The following is a 24,835-nucleotide window of genomic DNA, read 5'->3' on the forward strand; positions in this document are numbered from 1 at the left end:
GCGACGGTGGCGCATCGCCATCGAGCTTGAAGGGGATGTGCGTTGATGAAGAAGATCGTTGCGGGCATGTCCGCGGTCGCGCTGGCGCTTTCGCTGGCGGCGTGCGGATCGAAGACCGACACCGCCAATGACAGTGCGATCAATGCCGAACTCGGCAACGACGCGGCGTTGAACGACCTGTTGCCGGCCGACGAGAACGGTGCGGGGATCGACAATGGCGATGCCGGCGCGCTGCCGCTGAACGCGGTCGACGGCAACGGCACCGCCGCGACGACCAACGCGCTCTGACGAATTCGCGGACGCACCTGCGGGCGCGTCCGCCGCATCTTACCGTCTGGAGTTGCTCCCTAGACGAAACTGGTCCGGTCCCGCCTCGGCGGCGCCGGACCTTTTGTCAGGCGGCGGCGAGGGCGGGTTCGGTTGCCGCGATCCAGCCGCCGCCGAGCACGCGGTCGCCGGCGTAGAGCACCGCGGCCTGGCCCGGCGCGACGCCATATTCCGGCGCCTCGAACACCAGCCGGTCGCCGATCATCCGCGCCGGGACAGGCCGGGCCATCGAGCGGACCTTGGCGGTGAGCGCGCCGTCCAGCGGGCCGAGCACGTTCATCCCGTCGAGCCGCGCCGCCGCGACCGCAAGCGCGGCGCGGGGCCCCACGACGACGCGCTGCGCCTCCGCCTCCAGCCGCACGACGTAGAGCGGCTCGGCGCTGCCGCCGATCTCCAGCCCACGCCGCTGCCCGACGGTATAATGGACGAGCCCGCGATGCTCGCCGAGCTTTTGTCCCGAAAGATCGACGATATCGCCGCCGGCCGCGGCTTCGGGGCGCAGCTTCCTGACCAGCGAGGCGTAGTCGCCGTCGGGGACGAAGCAGATGTCCTGGCTGTCCGGCTTGTCGGCGACGAGCAGCGCCAGTTCGGCGGCGAGCTCGCGGACGCGCGGTTTGGGCAGCCCGCCGAGCGGGAAGCGCAGGAAATCGAGCTGCGCCTGCGTGGTCCCGAACAGGAAATAGCTCTGGTCGCGCGCAGGATCGGCGGCGCGGTGCAATTCTGCGCCGGCCGCGCCCTCCACTCGGCGGACGTAATGTCCGGTGGCGAGGCAGTCCGCACCGAGATCGCGGGCGAGCGCGAGCAGGTCGGTGAACTTCGGTCCCATGTTGCACTGGACGCACGGGATCGGGGTGCGTCCGGCGAGATATTCGTCGGCGAAGCGATCGATCACGTTCGCACGGAAGCTGCTTTCGTGGTCGAAGACATAATGCGCGATGCCCAGCTTGTCGCACACCGCGCGCGCGTCGCGGATGTCGCGACCGGCGCAGCACGCGCCGGCGCGCTTGGTGGCCTCGCCATGATCGTAGAGCTGGAGCGTGACGCCGATCACCTCGGCGCCGCTACGCGCCGCGAGCGCGGCGACGACCGAACTGTCGACCCCGCCCGACATCGCCACGACGATGCGCCGCGCGCCGGGCGCGAGCTGGAATTCACCGCTGTCCATGATGCCGCCGTCATACAGTCGCGGGGGGTGCCGCGTAAACCGAAATGAACGAAGCGTTGCCTTGCGCTTTACCCGGCCTTCAGACCGTGGCGGCTACGTCGGGGCATGACCTCCGAAACGCCCTCCCCAGAGACGCCGCTTCTCGACAGCCTGCGCGCCCGGCAGCGTGCGTCGCGCACGGCGCAGCTCGCGCGCGCGCTCGACGTGCCGTCCAAGTCCGTCGGCGGCGCCTTCAACGCCGATGCCGCGGCGAAGCTGACCCACTGGAAGCAGCAATGAAGAGGTCGTTTACCGCGCCGCTTTAGGCGCCGTTCAATCCATCCCGTTACGCAGCAGTCACGACATGGAGATGGGGTCGCGGCCCCGAACCGAGGTTTGGAATGATTGAACAACACAACACTGTCCGTCCCGCCAAGGTCATCGGTCCGCTCGGCGAACCGCTGACGCTGGATTCGCTGCCGCCGTCCAGCACCACGCGCTGGGTCGTCCGTCGAAAGGCCGAGGTCGTCGCCGCCGTCAACGGCGGGCTGCTGAGCGTCGACGACGTCTGCGCGCGATATGGCCTGACGGTCGAGGAGTTCGCCGGCTGGCAACGCGCGATCGATCGGTCGGGTATGCCGGGGCTGCGGGTGACGCGGATCCAGCATTACAAGTCGCTATACGAGCGACAGCAGAAGTTCTGACGCGCTCCGGCGGTTGTCCCGTCGTGGAACAATCGCCGCGCGGCCGGTGCGGATTTGAAAAATATCGGAATTACGGTGCCGGAACAATGTGCCGGCCTCGTGAGTAATTCCCACCAGAGCAGCCATTTCGGGCGCATCTGAGGGGAGTTATATTATGGGTATCATTCTGTGGCTCATTATCGGTGGTGTCATCGGCTGGCTGGCCAGCATGATCATGCGCACCGACGCACAGCAGGGCATCTTCCTGAACATCATCGTCGGCATCGTCGGCGCGTTCATCGGCGGGCTGGTCTTCTCGGGCGGGTCGATCAATAATCAGCCGCTGACGATTTACTCGTTCCTGGTTTCGCTGCTGGGTGCAGTGGTCCTGCTGGCAATCGTCAATCTGGCGCGCCGCGGCCGCGTGCGCTGATCCAGCGCCACCGCTAACGCAAACAAGAGCGGCCGTCCGGAAAACCGGGCGGCCGCTCTTTCGTTATTTCAGCAGGAAGCGAACGTTTACCGCCGCGGTGACGTCGGTCTCTCCGGCCAATACCGTCGTCTCGGCGTCCGCCTGCGCCATGCTGGCGCGCATCATCGGCATCGGGCGCGGCCGATCGCCGCCATTTTCCCCGGCCTCGCCGATCGCGACGATCCGCGCGACCGTAAGCCCTGCGGCCTTCGCATAGAGTTCGGCACGCGCACGCGCCTTGGTGATCGCCTGGGTCCGCGCCTCGTCGAGCGCCGCCTCCGGATCGGACAGCGACAGATTGGGACCGTCGATCTGGTTGGCGCCCGCGCGCACCAGCGCGTCGAGCACGGCGCCAGACCGCCCGATGTCGCGGAAGCGGATCGCCACCGAATTGCTCGCCTGATACCCCGTGATGACCGGCGGCTGCTTTTCGGCATAGCGATATTGCGGAGAAAGGCCGACGTTGCTGGTCGACAGGTCGCGCGCGGCGATGCCCGCCGCTTTCAATGCCTTGACGACGGCATCCATGCGCCGGGCGTTGTCGGACAAGGCGGCGGCCGCGGCGGGCGCCTGCGTGACGACGCCGGCGGTGATCGTCGCCAGATCCGGCGTTCGGGAGACGCGGCCGGTGGCGTTGACGTCCAGCACCGTTCCATCGGGAACGACGGTTGCCATCGGCAGCGCGACCTGCGCAGCGGCCGGCAGCGCGGCGGCGCTTCCCAGGATCAGCGCCATGCCGGACAGCATTCGATTCATGTGGAGTTCTCCCTTGATCCCCGTGTGGCGGCGCTTCTGCGGGGGTGCGCCGGAATGCAAGATGAACGGGACAGGCCGTTGGTATGTCTGTAAGAAACCCCGCGACGCCCACCGCTTGCCACGGTGCCATATGCGTGTAATACACGCGGCGCGAAAGGGGAATCATGACGTATCAGGGTGGGGAGATGCAGGGCGAGCAGCTGGTGATCGAGGATCGATCGCCGCAGCGGCGTCGCCGCTGGCTGTTGATCGGCGGCATCGTGTTGCTGCTGGTCGCCGCCGGTGCCTGGTTCGTCACCCACAAAAAATCCGCCGATGCCGCGCCTCCCAGCGCCGCGGATCAGGCGCCAGCCGTCACCGTGATCGTACCCGGCGCACAATCGGTCGCGCGCACGGTCAGCGCGACCGGGACGCTCGCTGCCACGCGTGAGATGCCGGTCGGCGTCGCGGGTGAGGGCGGGATGGTCAGCCGCGTGCTGGTCGAGCCCGGGCAGTGGGTCGGCGCCGGTCAGGTACTGGCGACGATCGATCGATCGGTTCAGGTGCAGACCGCCGAATCGCTGGCGGCACAGATCAACGTCGCCCGCTCCGACCTGACGCTGGCGCAATCCGAGCTGGAACGCGCGCAGAGCCTGGTCGACCGCGGCTTCATCTCCAAGGCCGACGTGCAGCGCCGGATCGCGACCCGCGATGCCGCGCGCGCGCGTTTGCAGGTAGCGCAGGCGACCTTGTCTGAGCAGCGCGCGCGCAATGCGCGGCTCGACATACGCGCGCCCGCCGCCGGGCTGATCCTGACGCGCGGCGTCGAGCCGGGGCAGATCGTCAGTTCGGGCACCGGCATGCTGTTCCGCATGGCCAAGGGTGGCGAGATGGAGATGCGCGCGCAATTGTCCGAGGGTGACCTTCAGGCAGTGCGGGTCGGGTCGCCCGCCCGCGTCGTCCCGGTCGGCGACACGCGCGCCTTCCCGGGCAGCGTGTGGCAGGTCGCGCCGGTGATCGATCCGCAGACGCGGCAGGGCATCGCGCGCATCAAGCTGTCCTACGATCCGGCACTGCGCCCCGGCGGCTTCGCCTCGGCGACGATCACCGCCGGCGGCGCGCAGCAGCCCGAATTGCCGCAGTCCGCGCTGTTGAGCGACGATCGTGGCAATTACGTCTATATCGTCGATGCGCAGAACAAGGCGCAGCGTCGCGCGGTGACGCTGGGCGGCGTCGCGGACGAACGCGTGGCGATCGCCAGCGGGCTGACCGGCGACGAGCGCGTCGTGCAATCGGCAGGCGCCTTCCTGAACCCCGGCCAGACGGTGCGACCGCAGCGTGCCAAGGCGACCGCGCCGGTAGCGGCGCGGTAAGAGGACGCATCGCATGGGCTTTCGCAACATTTCCGCCTGGTCGATCCGCAACCCGGTGCCGTCGATCGTCCTGTTCCTGATGCTGACGGTCGCGGGGATCGTCAGCTTCGCGCGGATGGACATCAACGAACAGCCCGACATCGACTTCCCGATCGTGTCGATCGACATCACCCAGCCCGGCGCCGCGCCCAGTGAGCTGGAGACGCAGGTGACGCAGCGCGTCGAGGCGGCGGTGCGATCGCTGGAAGGGATCGACGAAATCCAGTCGTTCGTGTCCGAGGGCACGTCGACCACGATCGTCCAGCTCGACATCGGCACCCCGATCGACCGCGCCGTCAACGAGGCGCGCGATGCGATCACGCAGATCCGCGGCAACCTGCCTGAGGGAATCCTCGAGCCGCAGGTCGCGCGGGTGAAGATCAACGACAATGATCTGGGCAGCTACACCGCGGTGGGCACCGACATGACGCTGGAACAGCTCAGCTGGTACATCGACAATACGGTGACCAAGGAATTGATGTCGGTTCCCGGCATCGGCGGGGTGACGCGCAACGGCGGGGTCAGTCGCGAGATCCGCGTGATCCTCGATCCCGCACGGCTTGCCGCGCAGGGGCTGACCGCCAGCCAGATCAACGCGCAGTTGCGGCAGGTGAACCTCAACGCGCCCGGCGGCCGTGCCGAGATCGCGGGCGCCGAGCAGTCGGTGCGCGTGCTGGGCAATGCCCGCACCGCCTACGATCTGGGCCAGTTGCAGATCAACGTCGGCAATGGCCGCACCGTCCGCCTGTCCGATGTGGCGACGGTGCGCGATCTCTATGCCGAACAGCGCTCCGCCGCCTCGGTGGACGGGCGACAGGCATTGTCGTTCGACTTCACGCGCGCCAAGGGTGCGTCGGATGTCACCGTCTTCCGCGAGGCGAAGGCGAAGCTGGAGGCGCTGGAGAAGCGCAACCCGCAGGTGCGCTTCAAGATGCGGCTCGACGGGTCGAAATATCCGCTCGAGCAGTTCAATTCCGCGATCGACGCGATGATCGAGGGCGCGATCCTCGCGGTGATCGTCGTCTTCCTGTTCCTGCGCGACTGGCGCGCGACGATCATCTCGGCGCTGGCGATCCCGCTCTCGGCGATCCCGGCGTTCTGGTTCATGGACCTGATGGGTTTCACGCTCAACAACATGACCATGCTGGCGCTCAGCCTGGTGGCGGGCGTGCTGGTCGACGATGCGATCGTGGAGATCGAGAACATCGTCCGCCACATGCGCATGGGCAAGAGCGCGTATCAGGCTTCGATCGACGCCGCCGACGAGATCGGCCTGGCGGTGCTGGCGACGACGATGGCGATCGTCGCGGTGTTCCTGCCGGTCGGGCTGATGCCGGGCATCGCCGGGCAGTTCTTCAAGAATTTCGGCCTGACGGTGGTCGCCGCGGTGCTGATGAGCCTGGCGGTGGCGCGGCTGATCACCCCGATGGTCGCGGCCTATTTCCTCAAGGCCGGCGGGCATGTCGAGCATGGCGGCGGGCCGCTGCTCAACGGGTATCAGCGCCTGCTGGTCTGGACGCTGGACGGGACCGCCGCGGCGCGTGCCCGCGCCAAGGGCGGGATGCACCGCGTGCTGGGCTATTGGCGCGATCATCGGCTGTGGATGATCGGGGCCGGGGTGGCGGCGTTCGTCGCGACCATCGCCATGTTCGCCACCTCCGCGATGACCTTCCAGCCGGCGCGCGACATGCCGCGTTCGACGGTCACGATCACGATGCCGCCCGGCAGCACATTGCAGACGACGCAGGCGGTGGTCGACCAGGTCTATGCGCTGCTGCGCCGCCAGCCGGAGGTGGAGAGCGTCTACACCCGCACGCTGGTCGGATCGGGCCGCGTCACCGCGCAGCTTCGCGAGAAGCGCGAGGCGACCTCGACCGAGTTCGAGCGTGCGCTGGCGCCCGAGCTGGCGAAGATCCCGGATGCGCGCGTCAACTTTCAGTCGCAATTCGGCTGGGGCGACAACAATCGCGACGTCTCGATTACGCTCGGCGGCGACGATCCGGTCGTCTTGCGGCAGGCGGCGGACCGGCTGGTCAAGGAAATGGGGACGGTCCCCGGCCTGCTGGCGCCACGTATCGCCGGCGATCTCAACCGCCCGGAGATCATCATCAAGCCGCGGCTCGATCTCGCCGCCAGCCTGGGGGTGACCACCGCCGCGCTGTCGAACGCGATCCGCATCGCGACGATCGGCGACATCGACCAGAACAGCGCGCGCTTCTCGCTGAACGACCGCCAGATCCCGATCCGCGTCGCGCTGGAACAGAGCTCGCGCTCGCGGCTGGCGACGATCCAGAACCTGCCGGTGCAGACGCTGACCGGCGGTTCGGTGCCGTTGAGCCTGGTCGCCGAGATCGGCTTCGGTTCCGGGCCGACCCGCATCCAGCGTATCAACCAGCAGCGCCAGCTGACGATCGGCGCCGATCTGAGCCCCGGCCAGACGATCAGCACGATGCTGCCCCGGGTCAAGCAGTTGCCGGCGATGAAGACGCTGCCGCTGGGCGTCGGGGAGCTGAACGTCGGCCAGGCGAAGTGGCAGATGGAGATGCTGCAGAACTTCATCGTCGCGGTCACCGCGGGCGTGTTCCTGGTCTTCTCCGTCCTGGTGCTGCTGTATCGCCGCCTGTTGCCACCGCTCGTCAACATGGCGTCGCTGACGCTGGCGCCGCTGGGCGGGTTGATCGCGCTGCGGCTGACCGGCAATCCGCTGTCGATGCCGGTCTTCATCGGGCTGCTGATGCTGCTGGGCATCGTCGCGAAGAACTCGATCCTGCTGATCGACTTCGCGCTGGAGGAGATGCAGGCCGGCGTTCCGTCCTACGATGCGATCGTCGACGCCGGGCACAAGCGTGCGCAGCCAATCGTGATGACGACGGTCGCGATGGTCGCGGGCATGGTGCCGACCGCGCTGTCGCTGTCGGGCGACGGGGCATCGCGCGCGCCGATGGGGATCGTCGTGATCGGCGGGCTGATCGTGTCGACCGTGCTCACGCTGTTGATCGTGCCGGCGGCGTTCTCGCTCGCGATCGGGGTGGAGCGGCGCGTTGGGCCGTGGCTCGGCCGGCGCCTGCTCACCTATCGCCCCGGCGACGATGGTGCGCTGATCGATCATGCGCCGCAGGATGCGATCGGCGCGCCGCATGGGCGGATCCCGTTCCGCGGCGAGGGTTCGCATCCCGCGGAGTGAACATCGCCGCTTGAACTTCGGCGGCGATGAAGGATTGTTACGGCGATGATCGTTCGCGCCGCCCCTCCGCCCGCCGCCCTCGTCCGGATGCGGCGGGTCGCGACCGGCCTGCTCGTGCTGATGGCGGCGGCGTTCTTCGCCTCGCGCGCGCTGGAGCCACGGCACCCCGGCTGGGGGTTCGTCCGCGCCTTTGCCGAGGCGGCGATGGTCGGCGGGCTGGCGGACTGGTTCGCGGTGACCGCGCTGTTCCGCCACCCGCTCGGCCTGCCGATCCCGCACACCGCGATCATCCCGCGCAACAAGGACAGGATCGGCGACCAGCTGGCGCAATTCCTTCGCGAATATTTCCTGATCCCCGCGGTCGTCGCGCGACGGATGCAGCGCATCGACGTCGCCGCCGCGGCCGGCCGCTGGCTCGCGAACCCGCGCGGGGCGGGGGGCAGCCGGTTGACGCGCGGTATCTCGCGCATGGCGACGGAAGTGCTGCAGGCGCTCGACCAGGAACGGCTCGGCGGCATGGTGCGCGCGATGTTGGTCACGCGCGTGCGCGAGGCGGAGCTGTCGCCGATGCTTGGCCGGGCGCTGGCCGCGGCGATCGCGGAGGAGCGGCATCGCCCGGTCATCGACTCGCTGGTGCGGTGGATGCGCGCGGCGCTGACCGCCAACGAGCATCTCGTGCGCGCAATGGTCCACGATCGCGCCGGGGCGGTGCTGCGCTGGACCGGGCTGGACGAGACGCTCGCCAACAAGATCATCGACGGGCTCGACAAGCTGGTCGCGGACATGGCGGACAATCGCGAGCATCCGCTGCGCCTGAAGGTCGAGGAAGCGCTGGCGAGCATCGCCGACCGGCTCCAGCACGAACCGGAGATGCGCGCGCGCGTCGAGACGCTGAAGATCGAACTGCTCGAGAACCCGGCGATGCAGGACTGGATCAACGGACTCTGGGAACAAGCGCGTGCGGCGATGCTGCGCGCGGCGCGCGATCCCGACGCGCTGATGAACGGCAAGCTCGGCGAGGCGCTTCACCAGCTGGGTTCGACGTTGCAGGAAGACCCGCGGCTGGGCCGGATCATCAACCGCTTCGTACGCCGGGCTGCGGTTGGCGCGGCGGCCGATTACGGGGACGCGATCGTGCGACTGGTGTCGGAGACGGTGCGCGGCTGGGATGCGCAGACCGTTACCTCGCGGCTGGAGAATGCGGTCGGCAAGGATCTGCAGTTCATCCGCATCAACGGAACGCTGGTCGGCGGGCTGGTTGGCGTGGTGATCCACACCATCGATGTGCTTTTGTGAGCGCACGATCACAAAAGTGGTACGCGCGCGGAACGATCGTGAGGTTCGGTGCTTGTGACGGGATGAGCTTTGCCGCATGGACCGATCGATGACCGCGGCAGCCGACTTCAGCGTGGATAGTGATGGCGACGGCCAGGTGCTGCGCTTCACAGGCGACCTGTCGCTCGCGCGGCTCGGTGATCTCCCCGCACGACTGGAACGGCAGGACGGGCAGGTCGCGACGATCGACCTGTCGCAGGTTGAGCGGATCGACACGATCGGCGCCTGGGTGATCCACCGCTTCGCGCGGGAACGGCATGCGCAGATCGAGGGGTTGAGCGGCAACGGGCAGAACTTGCTCGAACAGGTTCAGGCCGCCGATCAACCGGTGCAGATGCGGCCGCAATCCAGTTCGCCGCTGCGCCGCGTGCTCGGCGAAATGGGCGAAGCGACTTCGAACGCCGCCCGCACGGCGCTTGGCCTGCTCGCCTTCATGGGCGAGACCGTGATCGCCTTCTGGGGCGTCGTCCGCCATCCCAGCCGATTTCGTTTCAACGCCACCGTGCAGCGGTTCGAGGTGGTCGGCGTTTCGGCGCTCGGTATCGTCGGGTTGATGAGCTTCCTGATCGGCGTGGTGATCGCGCAGCAGGGCGCCGTGCAGTTGCGGCAGTTCGGTGCGGAGGCTTTCACCATCAACCTCGTCGGGCGCATATCGATGCGGGAACTCGGCGTGCTGATGACCGCGATCATGGTCGCCGGGCGCTCCGGCTCCGCCTTTGCGGCGCAACTCGGCACGATGAAGCTGACCGAAGAGATCGACGCCATGCGCACGATCGGCGTGTCTCCTATGGAGGCGCTCGTCTTGCCGCGCACGATCGCTGCGATCGTCCTGATGCCGCTGCTGGGCTTCTATGCGTCGATCCTGTCGGTGCTCGGCGGCTGCCTGCTGTGCTGGTTCGCGCTCGACATTCCGCCGATCGCGTTCGTGGCGCGCATCCGGGAAGTGGTGCCGATCACCGACGTCTATGTCGGCCTGATCAAGGCGCCGGTCTTCGGCGCGATCATCGCGGTCGCTGGTTGCTTTCAGGGGATGCAGGTGAAGGGCGATGCCGAACAGGTCGGATTGAAGACGACCTCGGCGGTGGTGCAGGCGATCTTCATGGTAATCGTCGTCGACGCCTTCTTCGCGGTGTTCTTCGAACAGATCGGCTGGATCTGATGCCGCAGCACAATCGCTCGCAACCCGACGATGCGCCGATCATCAAGGTCAGCGGGCTGCGCAATGTCTTCGGCGATCAGGTGATTCACGACAATCTCGATCTCGAGGTGCGGCGCGGCGAGATCCTCGGCGTGGTCGGCGGGTCGGGTACGGGCAAATCGGTATTGATGCGCTCGATCATCGGGCTGCAATCGCCGAGCCGCGGCGAGGTCGACGTGTTCGGCGAGCCGACGCTCGGGCGCACCGAGCTGGAGACCGTGGAGATCCGCAAGCGCTGGGGCGTGCTGTTCCAGGGTGGTGCGCTGTTCTCGACGCTGACCGTCGCCGAGAACGTGCAGGTGCCGCTGCGTGAATTCTACCCCGAACTCGACCTTGCGCTGCTCGACGAGATCGCGTCGTACAAGGTGGTGATGACGGGCTTGCCCGGCGATGCCGGGCCGAAGTTTCCCGCCGAACTGTCGGGCGGCATGAAGAAGCGCGCCGGGCTGGCGCGCGCGCTGGCGCTCGACCCGGAATTGCTGTTCCTCGACGAGCCGACGGCGGGGCTTGACCCGATCGGTGCGGCGGCGTTCGACGATCTGACCAAGGCGTTGCAGAAGACGCTGGGGCTCACCGTTTTCCTGATCACCCACGATCTCGATACGCTCTACGCGATCTGCGACCGGGTGGCGGTGCTGGCCGACAAGCGCGTGATCGCGGTCGGCACGATCGACGAACTGCTCGCGCTGGACCATCCGTGGATTCAGGAATATTTCAACGGCCCGCGCGGGCGTGCGGCCGTTGCGTCGCAGGAGCGTGAGGCCGATCGCGTCGCCGCGCATCCTACCGAGGTGATGCGGACGCAGACCGGGCAGCGCTCGCAGGGCGGAACCGCCGACGATTATGCCCGCCGCGCCGATACGGTGGACCTGACCAAGCCGGGCGTCGACCCCGGCGAGAAGGGCTGAGAAGATGGAAACGCGTTCGAACCATGTCCTCGTCGGCGCCGTGGTGCTGATCCTGCTGGCGCTGGTCGCGATCTTCACGGTGTGGATCGCGCGGATCGGCGGCGCGGAAGAGCGCGACTACGACATCTTCTTCCGCCAGGCGGTGGACGGGTTGGCGAAGGGATCGTCGGTCACGTTCTCCGGCGTGCCGTCCGGGCAGGTGAAGAGCATCTCGCTGTGGAAGCCGGACCCGCAATATGTGCGTGTGCGGATCAGCGTGAACGATGATACCCCGATCCTGCGTGGCACCACCGCGACGATCCAGGGCAGCTTCACGGGCACCAGCACCGTCAGCCTCGATGGCGCGACAAAGGGGGCGCAGCCGATCACCTGCCCGGAGGGGGACGCGGCCAAGAGCGTCTGTCCGCTGGGCGTGCCGGTGATCCCGACCAAGACGGGCGGCATCGGCGCGATCCTGAATTCCGCGCCGCAGTTGCTGGAGCGACTGTCGACGCTGACCGAGCGGCTGACCGGGATGCTCAGCGACCGCAACCAGGCGTCGATCGCGGGGATCCTCGACAACACCAACCGGCTTACCGACGCCTTGGCGGATCGTGGGCCGGAGATCGCCGCGACGCTGGCGCAGACGCGGATCGCGATCCAGCAGGCGGGCAATGCCGCCGAGCAGATCGGTTCGCTGGCGCATACGACGAACGGGATGCTCGCCAACGACGTGCAGCCGGCGATGGCCAATCTGAACAAGGCGATCAGCTCGGCGCAGCAGAGCGCGGACACCCTGAACGCCGCGATCGGCGATGCGCGGCCGGGGCTGACCACTTTCAGCAAGCAGACGATCCCGCAAGTGAACCAGCTGGTGCGTGATTTGCGCGTGACCGCCTCGTCGCTGAAGTCGATTTCGGAGCGGGTGGAGCAGGGCGGCGCCAGCTCGCTGGTGGGGCAACCCGCGCTGCCGGACTATAAGGGGAAATGATCGTGCGTCCTTTCGCGAACAAGCTCCTGATCGCCGCCGCGTTGGTGCCGCTCGCCGGATGCATCCGCTTCGGCGCGTCGCCACCGCCGTCGCTGCTGACGATCGCGCCGCAGGTGCAGCCGACGGTCGGTGCGGCGCAGAACTCCGCTGGTGCGCGCTCGATCGTGGTCGAGATCCCGGCGGTGCCGCAGTCGATCGCGGGCACGCGCGTGCCGGTGCAGGCGACCGATACGTCGATCGCCTACGTCAAGGACGCGCAATGGGCCGAGCCGCCGGCACGGTTGTTCGCGCGGTTGCTGTCGGACACACTTACCGCCCGTGCCAGGATGCTGGTGCTGTCGCCTGTACAATCATTCGACGATCCCAGTGCAACCATCGGCGGCGAGTTGCGCGCCTTCGGCGTCGATGCCGGTCAGCGACAGGCAGTGGTGATCTACGATGCCTCCTTCACTCCGGCCGGCAGGACCGCCGTCCAGAAACAGCGGTTCGAGGCCCGTATCCCGGTGACCGCCATAGACGCCGCGCAATCCGGCGTCGGGCTGAGCCAGGCCGCCAACCAGGTCGCGCAGCAGGTTTCGGACTGGGTCGCCGCACAACGCTGATCACGGCGTGCGACGCACTTCCAGGGGTATTTCGCAAACATCCGCGCCACCCGAGCCGATCGTCGGCGCGGGCGGGTTCTCGCGGTGGTGGATCAGCGCGGCGAAGCGCACATTGTCGGCCGCGCGATACTGGAAGCGCGGCCGCATATCAGCGGGCAGGTCGCTGGCCAGGGTAACCGCCAGGATGGGCGTGCGTGCGCCGGGATCGGCGATCACGCCCATCGGCGCCGGTCCCCGTGGCAGTGCAGACAGATACTGCATCCCTTCGATGACGCGCCCAACGACCGCATAATTGCGATCGAGCCGCCGCGCCGACTGCCCGATCGGCGTGAACAGCTCCGCGCCGGAACCCGACGTCGGCGGCTCGTCGCGCGCGACTCCGACCGTGCCGTAGCAATGCGTTAGCCACGCATGGCCCTGCCGGTCGCTCGCCACCGGCCAGCCGTCGGCGGTGATCCCGGAGGCCGCGGAATGGGTGTCCGCACGCATCAGGCGCTGTGCGGGCGCGAAACGGGCGATCTCGAACTCGGGCGCGACGCTGGCTGCGACGCCGGACGGCAGCGCCCGCTTCTCGGTTGCGTCGCCCCATTGCGCGACCCAATTTTCCTGCACGCGGTAGACGGTCTCGCCATTCCACCACCCCGCCGCGATCAACCGCCGGATGTTGGCGACATGCGCGGGCGCCAGCGCGGCGGCCAAGCGGACCACCACGGTCCGATCGCCCGGCAGCCGCATGATCATGACCTCGTCATCGGGTATCGCGCGCCAATCCTGCGCGGCCGCGTCGTGCGGTGCGGGGAGGGCAACGGGCGCCTGAAGCGCGAGGAATAGCGAAACAATGAGCGTCATGGGCACACGCTGGCCGATCATCGGCATAGACGCAATCGAGCCGCTTGCGTCCGGCCGCGCCAGCCACTAGGGCGAGCGCTTCCATGCTATGCGGAGCGGTGGCCGAGTGGTCGAAGGCGCTCGCCTGGAAAGTGAGTATACGCCAAAAGCGTATCGAGGGTTCGAATCCCTCCCGCTCCGCCACCCAGTCCTAAATATCTGAATTTGTGTCTGCAAACGCGTGAGAGCGGCGCGTTTCTGCGCCGCACGGCGTGCGCAAGCGTATCGAGGAGAGTTTGGCTCTTCCAGATATCAGGCGATTTGCCCGCGCATTCTCTGCGGAGGAGCGGGGCAGTACGGAAGCGCTCCGAGCGCCCAAGAGGACAAGGGTGCCGCCGCCGTCGTTCGGTGCGCCTTATCAACGACATTCAGCCTTACGCACTGCAAGATGCCGGACAAACACGCCACCTTACGAACAAATATTCGTTACCTGAGGTGCAAAATTGGCGGAAATTCAGGGTTTTGGTAGTGGCAGCGCCAACTCGCCGAAATCCTTGGCAGGTCGATCTGCAGGCAAACTTAGCGCGATTGCAGGATCGTGGTACGCGAAAAACGGCGGTTGCAGGCCTGCAACCGCCGTTTGCCCAGTTTGACTTTTTGAGAGCCTGAATGGCGCTTTTCGTATAGCCGAGCGACCGCCCGCCAACTCGATTTCAGGCGCCTGCTTTGCCGCCGGCAGACCGCCTCAGCATCGCGAGATACATGTCGAGGGCACGGTCGATCTCGTCATTGGTCCCGTGAGCCATGGCAAGGTCAAGGGTCGCTTTCACGAGACGTAGCTGTTGATCGAGCATCGGAGCAGGCGCTTGAGGTGGCGTGAGCAGGGCGGGGATCTCATTGATCCTGGCGGCATAGATCACCAGCCGGATAAACGGCACCACTGACCGGCGCCGGCTGGTCTGACCAGTGGCAAGTCGCAGCACCATCATTTCGAACAGCGACACGGTTCGCCGACGCTGATAACCGGGCTCCCTGATCTTCACCGGCAGATTGGCAATTTCCATGATGGAAGAAGCAAACTGCGCGGACATGCTTGCCCGCCGGAGAGACGGCTGTCGACGGTGTCCACGATCCGGTGAGAAGCCGGGCGCAAGGCGCCCGGCTGCGTCGCAACCGCTCATCGCGGTCCCCCGCCGCGAGCCTTCTGTTCTTCCTTCTCGCGCCGCCGTTCGAGGTCCATGGCGGCTGCCTTGATGAGCTCGATAAACGTGCGCGGCGCAGTGCCGACCTTGCTTCCGGATCCGAGCACAAGCGCGTTCCGCTCAACCATGTTGACGGTTTCAATACCTCGTTCGGTCCTGAGTTGCGTCTTCCGGTTGGCGATGTTCATGAGCGTGCGACTGATATCCGCAGTAGTCATGATCGGCGCTTTTCGGGCCCTTGCACCGGCAGGGTTACCCGATTGGCCCCGCGCGAACTGGCCGCTGCTCGTGCGCTTCACCTTGTCGCTCATGCCAAAGCCTCTTCAGCGATCCGGTCCATCTCGGCGTTGCGCCGCGCATGGGCGATCTCAAAGGTCTCGCCGGTCGCGGCGAGCATGGCATCAGCCCCGGCGAGATCCTGCCAGCGCCGGATGGTGACGGCACAGAATTTCGGCTCATACTCGATGAGCCGAGCATGGCGGCCGGCCTTGTGGGCGGCCAGCAGCGTGGAGCCGGAGCCCCCAAACGGGTCGAGCACGATCTCGCCACGCTTCGAGGTATCCTTGATCGCATCGATGATCATCGTGACCGGCTTGACGGTCGGGTGCATGGCAAGCTCGGCGTCCTTCCCGGTCTTCGTGGCACCGCGGTAATTCCAGACATTGGTGCGGTAGCGGCCATTCTTGCCGAGCTGCACGGTATTGAGATGCGGCTCAGTGCCGACCTTCCAGACGAACACCAGCTCATGCTGTGAGCGGTAGAAGCTGCCCATCCCGCCATTGTCCTTGGCCCAGACGCACAGGTTCTGGAGGCCGGAATACACCTGCCGCCCGGCCATCAGCATCTCGTCCATGTGCCGCCAGTCCATGCACTGGTAGTGGATGGCACCATCCTGGCTGACTGCCGCGGCGTTCGCGAAGACGGTCTGCAGGAAGCCGGTAAATTCACTGCTGCTCATCTCGCCACTGGCAAACGCGAACTCCTCATGCTTCGTCTGCCCGAGGCCACCGACATGCCCGTCGACCTTCACATTGAACGGCGGGTCGGAGAACACCATTCGTGCCTTCGTACCGTCCATCAAAAGCTCGAAGCTCGCCGGATCGCGGGAGTCGCCGGAGAGCAGTCGATGCGGTCCGAGCAACCACAGGTCGCCCCGCTCGACGCCGGTCACTTCCCTGCGCGCAAGCTCGGGCACCGCGTCCAGCTTTGGCTGCGAGGGTACAAAGTCGACCGCCAGGTCAATCTCGGTAGTGGAGAAGCCGGTGACTTCCAGCTCGAACGGCAGATCTAGCAGCTGCAGATCCTCGAACTCCATCTTCAGGATCTCGGGATCCCAGTCGGCATTGGTGGCGATCTTGTTGTCGGCGAGCCGATAGGCGCGCAGTTCGGCAGGCGTCATCCATGCGACGGGCAGCGTCGGCACCTCGTCGATCTTCAGCAGCCGCGCAGCCTCATAGCGGGCGTGCCCGGCCACAATCTCGCTTCCGGCATCGATGATGATCGGATTGGTGAACCCGAACTGACGGATCGAGGAGGCGACCTGCTCGATCTGCTGCTCGCTGTGGCGGCGGGCGTTCCGCTTCGCCGGCTTGAGCGTCCCAATCGGACGCAGCTCGACCTTGAGCGGGTCGATGATGTGATGCATCAGCTTGTTGGTGTCATTCTTCATACTACATCTCCATGTGGACTAACCAAGAAGTTCAGCTGACGAACTTCTTGGCTTTGACCCGAGGAGGACATCGAGGAGCGAGGCATGTTCAGGCATACGTTCGGCAGCCAGGCGGCGCAGCTCGGCGACCGCTTCATCGTGCGGGATCAGCAGCAAGCCCTGCGGCGTCTGGCGGCAAAAAATGCGGCCGCCATCGGTGACGTTGAAGGAGCGGAGTATCTCGTCGGGCAGGGTGACGGCGCCTCGTGCATCCACCTCAAGCATGAGCAACGGTGCGCCGGCATCAGCCTCCTTCGGCTCGGGGCGGGTGATGCGGCCAGCGCGCAGCAGCACATTGTAGGTGTGCTGGTAGCGGATCTGGAGGAAGTTCGAGATGTCGGTGGTGCTGACCCCGGCCTCGTTGAGTGCGCGGACCTTTGCTGCCTTGCTGTTATGTGGAGCGGCGATGCGCTCGAGTTCGTCCCGGTCCATGCTGATCCCCGCTGGTTGCGGAGACGCCAGTAGCCGGAGTGAGATCGTGAGTAAAGTAGGCCGTGTAGAAATAGCTACTGGCTTTAGGCCGCGTCATGGTGGCGTCACGGCTCAAGGTTGATCCCGCACGCTGTCAGCCCCGCGCGCAGGCTGTCGTCAAGCGGGATCGGGGCAAGCCCGTCCTTCGTGATCATGCCGACGTTCTTCTCACCGCCGTCCGGGATGCCGAAGCCCTGTGCAGCCTCGGCCTGCCGGAACAGCAGCGTGCGACCGGCGAGCAGCTCGCGCAGCATCTGGCGCGCGGTGTCGCCGGCAGCGGCGGTGCTGGTGCTGGTTGCCGCTACGATGATGCGCTGCTGCTGCTCGACCAGCGTCTGCATCGCGGCGCTGGCACCTGCCGGCATGGCGAGCGGCGTTACGGGACCGTCGCCGGGCGTGATGGTGCGGAACGGCTGGGTGTCGACCCGCCAGATGATCGTACCGGTGGGCAGGCGCCATTTCCCGCCGCTGCTGACCCCGACGAGCAGGCCATGCGTGCTGCTGTTCTCGACGAACGGGTAGAGGGTACCCGAGCGCGTGAAGCTCATGCCAGCAGCGCGGTCGGAAGGAGCAACGATGCAGCTCGTGGCACCGGTGATCGGATCGCTGCTGCGGCTGACCTCCCAGATCACGAGCGGCTTCTTCTTCGCGTGTGCCGCGGTCAGCGGCGTGATCATCGCCACCGCCATCATGAGGGCCTTACGCATCGGCGGTCTCGAGCTCGATGAGCGCCTGGCGCAGCTGCTGTGCCAGCGCATCGAGCCGTTCGTACGATGTCGCAACGTCGCTAGCGCCGAAGCGGTCCGCGCGCAGCTCGAGGAAGAGCGTGGTCCATAGCGTGATCCCATCGCCCGACCAGCGGCCGGTGCTGTTCCATTCCGCACGCTGCCGCTCGAGGAAGGCGGCGGGCTGCTCGTCACTGATCAGCTCGAGCAGCGGGTAGCCGTTGATGAGCGCGGCAAGCTCTGCACCACCGTTTTCCCATGATACGTCGGCCGGGATCGCGCCGAAGCGCCCGGCGGTGACGGATTGAAGCCATGCCTGCGCAGGAGCGTCAGCGTGAAGCCGCGAGCAGAGGAAGGCGACCGGATCGGTAGATTGCAAACCGAACATGTGGTCGGCGAGGTGGGCGATGTCGTCGAGACGTTTGAAGCGGCTAAGCGACAGCACGCGATGCTTCTGGCGCTCGGCCTTCACACCATGGCTGTTGGCCCGGCTGTGCTTCGCGACCTTCGTGCCGACATCGGGCAGCGGCTTGCCCGGCGCGGCGCCGAACCAGCGGATATCGCAGAACCTGCGTTCATCAGGGTCAAAGGTCAACCATACCACACAGCCGGATGGTTTGGCGGCAAGGCCGGTGTTGACCGAGATCACCCGGCCTTTCCTTCCGAGCGTCTTTGCCTTGAGCTGGATGTGGCGTGCGACGCCGCCAGCTTCCAGGAGTACGTCAAAGCCCTCCTTGTCGACCCTGCTATGCAGTTCGTCATATTCGATGCCGCGCGCTGTCAATTCGAGACCGAGCTGCGCAAGCAGCAGGTGCATGAGGATGTTTTCGTGCATCGAGGAGTGATGCGTCAGCTGGCGGATGCGCGCGGCTGTCGCCGTCGCGGGCGCATCGGAAATCGTGTTCAGACCGGTCATGACGTCTCCCGTGTCGGGGCGACGCCGTTGCCGATGGCTTCATTCGTCGCACCTATGTCCTCTCGGAGCGACGGCCCGAAGCCGGATGTTGGAAACCTGTCTCGCGAGCAGGCGCATGCGCCTTTACCGTTGCCGGCTGGACATGCGCGCATGCCACCCGGCCCCGACAAGTGTCGTGACCGAGCCTGCGAGAAGGGGTTTCCACGCCCCGCTCCCTGGCTTTCACAGGGAGCCCGGCCAATTTGCTCGACGCGGCCCGCGAGGCAAGTCAATTCGACGCCGGTCGCCCGACATTCTGCGCGATCCGCATGGCCGCGGGATGATCGGCTGACGACCTACGGCGGCCGCTATGTTCCTGATATGTCCTACATCGCTGGCGCCGTGTAGGAACGACGGGGTGAGTCGGAATGGAGGTCACCCGATGCGAGGAGAGAACGTGCGGTCACGCACGAGCGGCTGGCCGGAAGGGCTGTCGGACGAGGAGGCGGTGCAGCGCCTGCAGACGCTGTGCATGGGGGCGTGCGACGGCACTCAGGACCTTGCCGATGACGGCCGCTACAAGGCACTGCGCCGCGCGCTGCTCAACCGCATTGACCTGCGCCCGCTGGCGCCGGCCTTCGTCGCTGCGCAGCCGAACCTCGCTGCGCTCGTCCGCCATCTCCGCGAGACGCGTGAGCGCAGCGCGCGCCGCGACATGGTGCGGGCGCAGTTCGCCCCGTTGCTTGAGGAGGTTCACGCGCCGGGTCCGGTCAGCGCTGCGGGGTGGACCGGTCGTGCATCACCGCGCGAGCAGGCGTTGCTCGTCCGCGCGCTGGCGCCCGCCGCGCTGATCGCGGTCGAGCGGCTGATCGGCGAGGAAGTGCGCCTCCGCGACAATGGCGGCCCGGTGGAGGATGACCGTGAGGAGGCATTGTCGCACCTCAGGGACCTGCATCAGGCGCTTGGTGAGCTGATCGAACTTGCGCGCGGGGGACAACCGCTTGCTGGCGTGCTCGGCCGGGTACAGGCGATCCGGCAATCGGCGAAGGTGACGGTAGGGCGGGCGGCTGCGGCGATGCCGGTCACCGCCTCGGCACTGATCGCCTTTGCCGGTGTCGTCGGCATCGCGGACTTCTTCGTCGGGAATGTGGTCGTGTCGCTCGCAGCCGGTGGTCTGGCCGGCAACACCGTCAAGGACGTGATGCTGAAGCGCAATGCGGGCCTGTCGCGCTAGGAAGAATATTGCTTTGTCGGAGAGTAAAGTGCCGGCCATAGACGGTGAATGAGCGCAGCACCGGTCGCGAGAAGAACCAGCGCTGCGACAGCAGCTCGATTCCGTTGAGGGGCACGCTGATGCCACAGGCTGTCGGCGCTGCTGGGCATTGATCGCTCTGGTCGATCCGAAGTGATGTGCTCTGGCCCGCCCCCGAGCTCAACGGCGCGTCATCGCGCCGTGGCGGTGCGCTGATGCCGGCAGCAGCAGCGCCATCTGCGCCTGCCAGTCGGCGGGCAGCGGCTCGCCCAGCGTCAGGCGGCCTGCCGTGACGCCGGCCCGCTGCCGCCCCGCGAGGATCGCGTCGGTGACGGCGGGTGCAAGGAAGGCGAGGCGGACGACGCGGGTCAGATAGGACGGCGTCACGCCCTCGCGCTTCGCAAGTTCGCTGGTGTTGATCTCACCGGCACGCAGCACCGCCCACCAGCCCCGTGCCTGGATGAGCAGCCGGACCAGCGCGCGGTCCGGTGTCCCGGTTGACATAACGCCATTGTCCTGCACCAGCCGCAGCGCGCGACCGGAGCGGGTCAGGCGAGCAGCGCAGGTCAGCGAGATCGTCGCAGGTGCATCGGGAGAGCGTGTTGCTTCGAGCAAGCCGGTCAGCGCTTCGGCATCGATCTGGATCGTCAAGCCGGTCGTCGCGACCTCCACCCGCCGGGTGAGCTGCATCAGCGCGGGCGAGCGGTGGTCGCCGAGCGCAGCGCTCAGGGATGCGCAGCGATCGTGATATGCCGCCATATCGTCAAAGCTCAGGTCGAACCCTGCGGTCGCAGCCAGCGCCAGCGGGTCGGCCAGGAACTCGCTGAGCTGTGCCATCACCAGCCCCTCGATTTCGCGCGCGGGAAGTCGCATGCCGGTGTCACTGCGCCCGTGATGCAGCGACTGACTGACGTAGTAGCGGTGCCGGACCTTGCCCTTCACGGCATGGGTGGCGAGGAGCGGCTCACCGCCTGTATCGACGATCCTGCCCGCGAGCAGACCGGGGCTGGCGGCGCGCGCGCGGGTACGTGCACCCTGTACATTCGCCGCCAGCGAGGCCTGCACTGCTGCGAAATTGGCTTCGTCGATGATGGCATCGTGCTGGCCGGGATGAATGACACCGCGGTGCGCGATGCGACCGGTGTAGATCACGTTTTTCAGGATCAGGTAGAGTTGACCACGCGTGAACCTCCCGCCGCCGAGCGGTTTGCCGGTGATGGTCGTGCGTTTCGGTACGGTGATCCGCTCTGCGAGCAGCTCTGCTTCGAGACGCGGCACACTCCCGAGCCGCAGGTGGCGTGCAAACAGGTCGCGGATGAGTACGGCATGCTCCTCGACGATGCTGAGGCTGCGGCCGTTCGGTGCATAGCCGAGTGGTGGAATGCCGCCCATCCACATGCCCCGCGCCTTGGACGCAGTGATCTTGTCGCGGATGCGTTCGGCGGTCACCTCGCGCTCGAATTGCGCGAACGACAGCAGCATGTTGAGCGTCAGCCGCCCCATGCTGGTCGTGGTGTTGAACGACTGCGTCACCGAGACGAAGCTCGTTCCGGCCTTGTCGAAGGTCTCGACCAGTTTGGCAAAGTCGAACAGCGAGCGCGTCAGCCGGTCAACCTTGTAGACGACGATCGTGTCGATGCGGCCTGCCGCCACCTCGGCGAGCAGGCGCCGGAGGGCAGGGCGCTCCAGCGTGCCGCCTGACAGGCCGCCATCATCGTAGATGTCGGGAAGCGCTGTCCAGCCCTCGCTCGCCTGTGAGAGGATGTAGGCGGCACATGCCTCGCGCTGCGCGTCGAGGCTGTTGAAGCTTTGCTCCAGCCCTTCGTCGGACGATTTGCGCGTGTAGATCGCGCAGCGGATCGTCTTCATGCCGCCACTGCCTTCTTCAGCCCGAAGAACGCCGGACCCGACCAGCGCGTGCCGGTGATCGCGCGCGCCACCTCGCTGAGCGAACGCCATTCGCGTCCGTCCCAGCGGATGACCTGGTCCTCGCCGACCTCGACGACATGCGCGCGCCCCTGCCACTCGCGCACCAGCCGCATGCCGGGGCGCACGCCATCGGTGCGGGTGCGCCCGCGGGCGAGCTGATCCAGCGCGCGGCTGGTCCCGCGGCTGAGACCACCCAAACTGCACGCCTGCATCTCCCAGGCGAGTGCCAGCCGCAGCATGCTGGTACCGACCTTCGGGGCGGGGGTCCCGACCAGCTGCGTCCAGCGTACCCGCAGGTCGCCCAGTGCAAGCGCCTCGAGCGCTGCGACATCGTTCGACACCGGCATCACGCCGCCGCCACGATGCGGTAGCACGTCGCACCATCGCGCTTGCTGCGGGTGATCTCATGGCCCTTCTTGCGCAGGCCGGTCAGCGCTGCGCGGGTGGTGTGCGGCAGCCAGCCGGTTGCCGCGATGAGCTCGGGAAGCGTCACGCCGTTGGTGCGTGACAGAAGGACGAGGACCGCACTGATCTTCCTCGGGCGGGGTTCCGTCGTGGGCGCGGGCGGGACGGCACCCGCTGACGCCGCCGGAGCCGGTTCACCCGCGATCTCGATGCCGATAGCAGCCCCGCCCGCGTCCGTGACGAAGACGCCGTAGCGGACGTCGCCGTCGGTGCGGCGGGTCGCTGACGCATCGTTCGTCTCGCATTCCTCGGCGAAGCCGCGGTTCAGAAGGGCAGTGATGGCCTTTGCGATACCGCCGCCCGGCTTGAGCGATGCGGGTAGCGGGAGGAGACTGCCATTGTCGCGCTGTGCTGCCGCCGAAAGCAGAACGGCCTGTGTGTCGCTGAGGCTGGTCATGATGCTGGTCTTCCATGCGGGACGCGGCACCATGCCGTTCCCACCAGCTACAGCCCCGGTGAGGGACTCACCCGGGGCAGGGCGGGGCATCCCGCCGGATCGGCATCATGGGGGGTGCTGTCGCTCGGGCGACGGGCGAAGTCGAATGCTTTGTGCTGGGGATTAGTGCTCGCCTAGGGTCAGGACTCGTTGATCACAGCCAGAAGATGACGGTGGCAGCGAGGGCGATGGCGGAGAAGAAGGCGGTGGGGCAGCGGTCGTAGCGGGTGGCGACCCGGCGCCAGTCCTTGAGGCGGCCGAACATGATCTCGATGCGGCTGCGACGCCGGTAGCGGCGCTTGTCGTACCGGACCGGCTCGTTGCGCGACCTGCGGCCTGGGATGCAGGGCTGGATGCCTTTGGCCTGGAGGGCGTCCCTAAACCAGTCGGCGTCGTAGCCGCGATCACCAAGCAGCCACTGCGCCTTCGGCATGTCATCGAGCAGCGCTGCCGCGCCGGTGTAGTCGCTGACCTGGCCTGCGGTCATGAAGAAGCTCAAGGGGCGCCCGTTCGCATCGGCGATGGCGTGGAGCTTGGTGTTCATGCCGCCTTTGGTGCGGCCGATCAGGCGGCCGAGACCCCCTTTTTAACCCGCAGGCTCGATGCCGTGCGGTGAGCCTTCAGGTAGGTTGCGTCGATCATGACCGTCTGCGGCTCGGCGCCGGCTGCAGCCAGACCTTCCATCATTCGCGTGAACACACCGGCCTCGCCCCAACGCTTCCACCGATTGTACAGCGTCTTGTGCGAGCCGTAGGCGCTGGGTGCATCTCGCCAGCGCAGCCCATTGCGGTTGACGAATACGATGCCACTCAGCACACGCCGGTCATCTACCCTCGGCATCCCGTGGCTCTTGGGAAAGAACGGCCGCAGCCGTTCGATCTGCTCATCCGTCAGCCAAAACAGGTCACTCATCCCGGTCTCCTTGCGGAACCTGAATCAGATCGCGACGCTCACATCAATGGGTCCTGACCCTAAGGTGGGCGCCGAGATAAGCACCACTCGCGAGGAAAAGGCCGACATCAAGGATCGTGTTAGCATCTTCGCCAGCATCAAGGGCGGTGCCGCCCGCATCGTGCAGTACGGCGGCTGGCGACGGGATCTCACCGGCAGTTCGACATTCGATGCGAGCGTGTTGCTATCGCCCGCCGACACGGACCTGCAGGCCTTCACGGTCGCCGGAGACCTTAAGATCAAAAGCCCTGCCGCAGGAGCTAGCCCGTGGAACAGCCCGGACAAGGTGATGTTTGGGCAGCGCTTCGTTCGCGTGCCGAAGCCGGCACCGCTATGCGCCCGCGTGAGGCTCGACTTCGTCGTCAGGCACATAACTAGAGGTCGAGAATCGACCTCGGAGTCTAACGACCGAGTTCTCTTCTATCGAGGTCTATCCGAATCGATCGAGAATGTCGCACCCCCGGCGACACCCGAGAAATGGAAGATAGTCGCTCCGCGCACTATCGGAGGCAGACCCGCACCGCTCATGCTCAGCTTCAAGGGGGATGACGGCGAAGAGCAGGCACTGACCTTCTCAGACAAGGGCCAGGCGATCGAACTCCTTAATTGGCTTCGAGCCTTAAAAATCGCTGGCAGGGTCGGGAATGGCCAGCTCTACCTGAAGGATGGTGAGCCATTGGATCTTGCGCGCTATCCCGGACTGGACGCGACCTACATCGACGCGGAGAGAGACTGGAAGGCGGCGACCTTGCCGTGCTCCGCGACGCCTGTGCAGACGCCTTGACCATATCTCCCGCAAAAGATGGGGTCGGCGGGTCCTGCATCCGGTATCTTCCGCGAGACGCCCGTGCTGGCGGGCAGGAAGAATGTTCGCAGGCATCCTTATCGCCTGGTCCTGTACGGATGACCGGAGTTCGGAAAATGGCGGAGTGTCCTCTTTGAGTAAGCGTGGCGGGTAGACCGCCTTGCGGTAGCGCTGGCGGTCAGGATGCTTGTTGCCTTT

Annotated in this window: 26 protein-coding genes and 1 tRNA gene; 14 read left to right on the forward strand and 13 right to left on the reverse strand. The window is 66.6% G+C overall.

The features are described from left to right. Positions 1–45 precede the first annotated feature (45 nt). Complete coding sequence (locus SPHPHY_RS22205; protein ID WP_022685322.1) at positions 46–288, forward strand: hypothetical protein; 243 nt, start codon at positions 46–48, stop codon at positions 286–288. Positions 289–394: 106 nt separating this feature from the next. Here SPHPHY_RS22205 and mnmA read toward each other — a convergent pair whose 3' ends face one another. Continuing rightward, positions 395–1,492: a tRNA 2-thiouridine(34) synthase MnmA gene (gene mnmA / locus SPHPHY_RS0103520; protein WP_022685323.1), complete on the reverse strand. Its 1,098-nt coding sequence runs from the start codon at positions 1,490–1,492 to the stop codon at positions 395–397. Positions 1,493–1,597: 105 nt separating this feature from the next. On the opposite strand from mnmA, the gene SPHPHY_RS21730 reads away from it, so the two are divergent. The 3 genes from SPHPHY_RS21730 to SPHPHY_RS0103535 all read left to right on the forward strand — a co-directional run bounded on the left by SPHPHY_RS21730 (position 1,598) and on the right by SPHPHY_RS0103535 (position 2,587). Continuing rightward, on the forward strand, positions 1,598–1,771 hold the full coding sequence (locus SPHPHY_RS21730) for a hypothetical protein (protein ID WP_022685324.1): 174 nt from the start codon (positions 1,598–1,600) through the stop codon (positions 1,769–1,771). A 101-nt stretch (positions 1,772–1,872) separates the two neighbouring features. Beyond that, positions 1,873–2,175 (forward strand): DUF1153 domain-containing protein, encoded by a 303-nt coding sequence (locus SPHPHY_RS0103530; RefSeq protein WP_022685325.1) that lies wholly within the window; start codon positions 1,873–1,875, stop codon positions 2,173–2,175. Positions 2,176–2,329: 154 nt separating this feature from the next. Continuing rightward, entirely contained in the window at positions 2,330–2,587 is a 258-nt protein-coding gene (locus SPHPHY_RS0103535; RefSeq protein WP_022685326.1) for a GlsB/YeaQ/YmgE family stress response membrane protein, read from the forward strand. A gap of 63 nt (positions 2,588–2,650) precedes the next feature. On the opposite strand, the gene SPHPHY_RS0103540 is transcribed toward SPHPHY_RS0103535, so the two are convergent. Then, positions 2,651–3,382 (reverse strand): SIMPL domain-containing protein, encoded by a 732-nt coding sequence (locus SPHPHY_RS0103540; RefSeq protein ID WP_028056450.1) that lies wholly within the window; start codon positions 3,380–3,382, stop codon positions 2,651–2,653. A 164-nt stretch (positions 3,383–3,546) separates the two neighbouring features. On the opposite strand from SPHPHY_RS0103540, the gene SPHPHY_RS0103545 reads away from it, so the two are divergent. The 7 genes from SPHPHY_RS0103545 (at position 3,547) to SPHPHY_RS0103575 (ending at position 12,970) form a co-directional block, all read left to right on the forward strand. Further along, positions 3,547–4,734 (forward strand): efflux RND transporter periplasmic adaptor subunit, encoded by a 1,188-nt coding sequence (locus tag SPHPHY_RS0103545; RefSeq protein WP_022685328.1) that lies wholly within the window; start codon positions 3,547–3,549, stop codon positions 4,732–4,734. Between the two features lie 13 nt (positions 4,735–4,747). Next, a complete protein-coding gene (locus tag SPHPHY_RS0103550; protein ID WP_022685329.1) occupies positions 4,748–7,957 on the forward strand; it encodes an efflux RND transporter permease subunit in 3,210 nt (1,069 codons plus the stop codon). 45 nt (positions 7,958–8,002) lie between these two features. Further along, complete coding sequence (locus tag SPHPHY_RS0103555; RefSeq protein ID WP_231370331.1) at positions 8,003–9,253, forward strand: DUF445 domain-containing protein; 1,251 nt, start codon at positions 8,003–8,005, stop codon at positions 9,251–9,253. Positions 9,254–9,341: 88 nt separating this feature from the next. Further along, the gene (locus SPHPHY_RS0103560; protein WP_028056451.1) at positions 9,342–10,451 is read left to right on the forward strand and encodes an ABC transporter permease; all 1,110 of its coding nucleotides are present in this window, start codon (positions 9,342–9,344) and stop codon (positions 10,449–10,451) included. Next, on the forward strand, positions 10,451–11,398 hold the full coding sequence (locus tag SPHPHY_RS19080) for an ABC transporter ATP-binding protein (protein WP_022685332.1): 948 nt from the start codon (positions 10,451–10,453) through the stop codon (positions 11,396–11,398). Before SPHPHY_RS0103560 ends, SPHPHY_RS19080 begins: the two co-directional genes overlap by 1 nt. A 4-nt stretch (positions 11,399–11,402) precedes the next feature. Beyond that, positions 11,403–12,368 carry an MlaD family protein gene (locus SPHPHY_RS0103570; RefSeq protein ID WP_022685333.1) on the forward strand — a complete coding sequence of 322 codons (966 nt, stop codon included), beginning with the start codon at positions 11,403–11,405 and terminating at the stop codon, positions 12,366–12,368. Next, positions 12,365–12,970 carry an ABC-type transport auxiliary lipoprotein family protein gene (locus SPHPHY_RS0103575; RefSeq protein WP_022685334.1) on the forward strand — a complete coding sequence of 202 codons (606 nt, stop codon included), beginning with the start codon at positions 12,365–12,367 and terminating at the stop codon, positions 12,968–12,970. Before SPHPHY_RS0103570 ends, SPHPHY_RS0103575 begins: the two co-directional genes overlap by 4 nt. On the opposite strand, the gene SPHPHY_RS0103580 is transcribed toward SPHPHY_RS0103575, so the two are convergent. Next, positions 12,971–13,819 carry a peptidylprolyl isomerase gene (locus SPHPHY_RS0103580; protein WP_051148368.1) on the reverse strand — a complete coding sequence of 283 codons (849 nt, stop codon included), beginning with the start codon at positions 13,817–13,819 and terminating at the stop codon, positions 12,971–12,973. A gap of 92 nt (positions 13,820–13,911) precedes the next feature. On the opposite strand from SPHPHY_RS0103580, the gene SPHPHY_RS0103585 reads away from it, so the two are divergent. Next, positions 13,912–14,002, forward strand: a tRNA-Ser gene (locus tag SPHPHY_RS0103585). Between the two features lie 509 nt (positions 14,003–14,511). Here SPHPHY_RS0103585 and SPHPHY_RS0103590 read toward each other — a convergent pair. The 6 genes from SPHPHY_RS0103590 to SPHPHY_RS20820 all read right to left on the reverse strand — a co-directional run bounded on the left by SPHPHY_RS0103590 (position 14,512) and on the right by SPHPHY_RS20820 (position 18,820). Then, positions 14,512–14,889: a hypothetical protein gene (locus SPHPHY_RS0103590; RefSeq protein ID WP_022685336.1), complete on the reverse strand. Its 378-nt coding sequence runs from the start codon at positions 14,887–14,889 to the stop codon at positions 14,512–14,514. A gap of 86 nt (positions 14,890–14,975) precedes the next feature. After that, on the reverse strand, positions 14,976–15,311 hold the full coding sequence (locus SPHPHY_RS0103595; protein WP_022685337.1) for a DUF5681 domain-containing protein: 336 nt from the start codon (positions 15,309–15,311) through the stop codon (positions 14,976–14,978). Further along, complete coding sequence (locus SPHPHY_RS19085) at positions 15,308–16,669, reverse strand: site-specific DNA-methyltransferase (protein ID WP_022685338.1); 1,362 nt, start codon at positions 16,667–16,669, stop codon at positions 15,308–15,310. Before SPHPHY_RS19085 ends, SPHPHY_RS0103595 begins: the two co-directional genes overlap by 4 nt. A gap of 18 nt (positions 16,670–16,687) precedes the next feature. Next, on the reverse strand, positions 16,688–17,140 hold the full coding sequence (locus SPHPHY_RS21735) for an AbrB/MazE/SpoVT family DNA-binding domain-containing protein (RefSeq protein WP_022685339.1): 453 nt from the start codon (positions 17,138–17,140) through the stop codon (positions 16,688–16,690). Positions 17,141–17,244: 104 nt separating this feature from the next. Beyond that, positions 17,245–17,886 (reverse strand): hypothetical protein, encoded by a 642-nt coding sequence (locus SPHPHY_RS0103610; RefSeq protein ID WP_156024981.1) that lies wholly within the window; start codon positions 17,884–17,886, stop codon positions 17,245–17,247. Continuing rightward, positions 17,879–18,820 (reverse strand): hypothetical protein, encoded by a 942-nt coding sequence (locus SPHPHY_RS20820; RefSeq protein WP_022685341.1) that lies wholly within the window; start codon positions 18,818–18,820, stop codon positions 17,879–17,881. The genes SPHPHY_RS0103610 and SPHPHY_RS20820 overlap by 8 nt, the downstream gene beginning before the upstream one ends. 436 nt (positions 18,821–19,256) lie before the next feature. On the opposite strand from SPHPHY_RS20820, the gene SPHPHY_RS0103620 reads away from it, so the two are divergent. After that, positions 19,257–20,033 carry a hypothetical protein gene (locus tag SPHPHY_RS0103620; protein WP_043129920.1) on the forward strand — a complete coding sequence of 259 codons (777 nt, stop codon included), beginning with the start codon at positions 19,257–19,259 and terminating at the stop codon, positions 20,031–20,033. A 198-nt stretch (positions 20,034–20,231) separates the two neighbouring features. On the opposite strand, the gene SPHPHY_RS0103625 is transcribed toward SPHPHY_RS0103620, so the two are convergent. The 4 genes from SPHPHY_RS0103625 to SPHPHY_RS21175 all read right to left on the reverse strand — a co-directional run bounded on the left by SPHPHY_RS0103625 (position 20,232) and on the right by SPHPHY_RS21175 (position 23,793). Further along, entirely contained in the window at positions 20,232–21,920 is a 1,689-nt protein-coding gene (locus tag SPHPHY_RS0103625) for a recombinase family protein (RefSeq protein ID WP_022685343.1), read from the reverse strand. After that, positions 21,917–22,354, reverse strand: coding sequence for a DUF2924 domain-containing protein (locus SPHPHY_RS0103630; RefSeq protein WP_231370335.1), 438 nt, complete (start codon positions 22,352–22,354; stop codon positions 21,917–21,919). Before SPHPHY_RS0103630 ends, SPHPHY_RS0103625 begins: the two co-directional genes overlap by 4 nt. Continuing rightward, the gene (locus tag SPHPHY_RS0103635) at positions 22,327–22,875 is read right to left on the reverse strand and encodes a DUF3489 domain-containing protein (RefSeq protein WP_022685345.1); all 549 of its coding nucleotides are present in this window, start codon (positions 22,873–22,875) and stop codon (positions 22,327–22,329) included. Before SPHPHY_RS0103635 ends, SPHPHY_RS0103630 begins: the two co-directional genes overlap by 28 nt. Before the next feature lie 160 nt (positions 22,876–23,035). Then, a protein-coding gene (locus SPHPHY_RS21175) for an IS5 family transposase (protein ID WP_156024982.1) occupies positions 23,036–23,793 on the reverse strand; the annotation gives its coding sequence in 2 pieces (ribosomal slippage) (positions 23,036–23,469 and positions 23,469–23,793; 759 coding nt in all). A 10-nt stretch (positions 23,794–23,803) separates the two neighbouring features. On the opposite strand from SPHPHY_RS21175, the gene SPHPHY_RS0103650 reads away from it, so the two are divergent. Then, entirely contained in the window at positions 23,804–24,616 is an 813-nt protein-coding gene (locus SPHPHY_RS0103650) for a hypothetical protein (protein ID WP_156024983.1), read from the forward strand. Positions 24,617–24,835: the final 219 nt, after the last annotated feature.

This window comes from Sphingomonas phyllosphaerae 5.2 (genome assembly GCF_000419605.1).
Lineage (GTDB): Bacteria > Pseudomonadota > Alphaproteobacteria > Sphingomonadales > Sphingomonadaceae > Sphingomonas > Sphingomonas phyllosphaerae_B.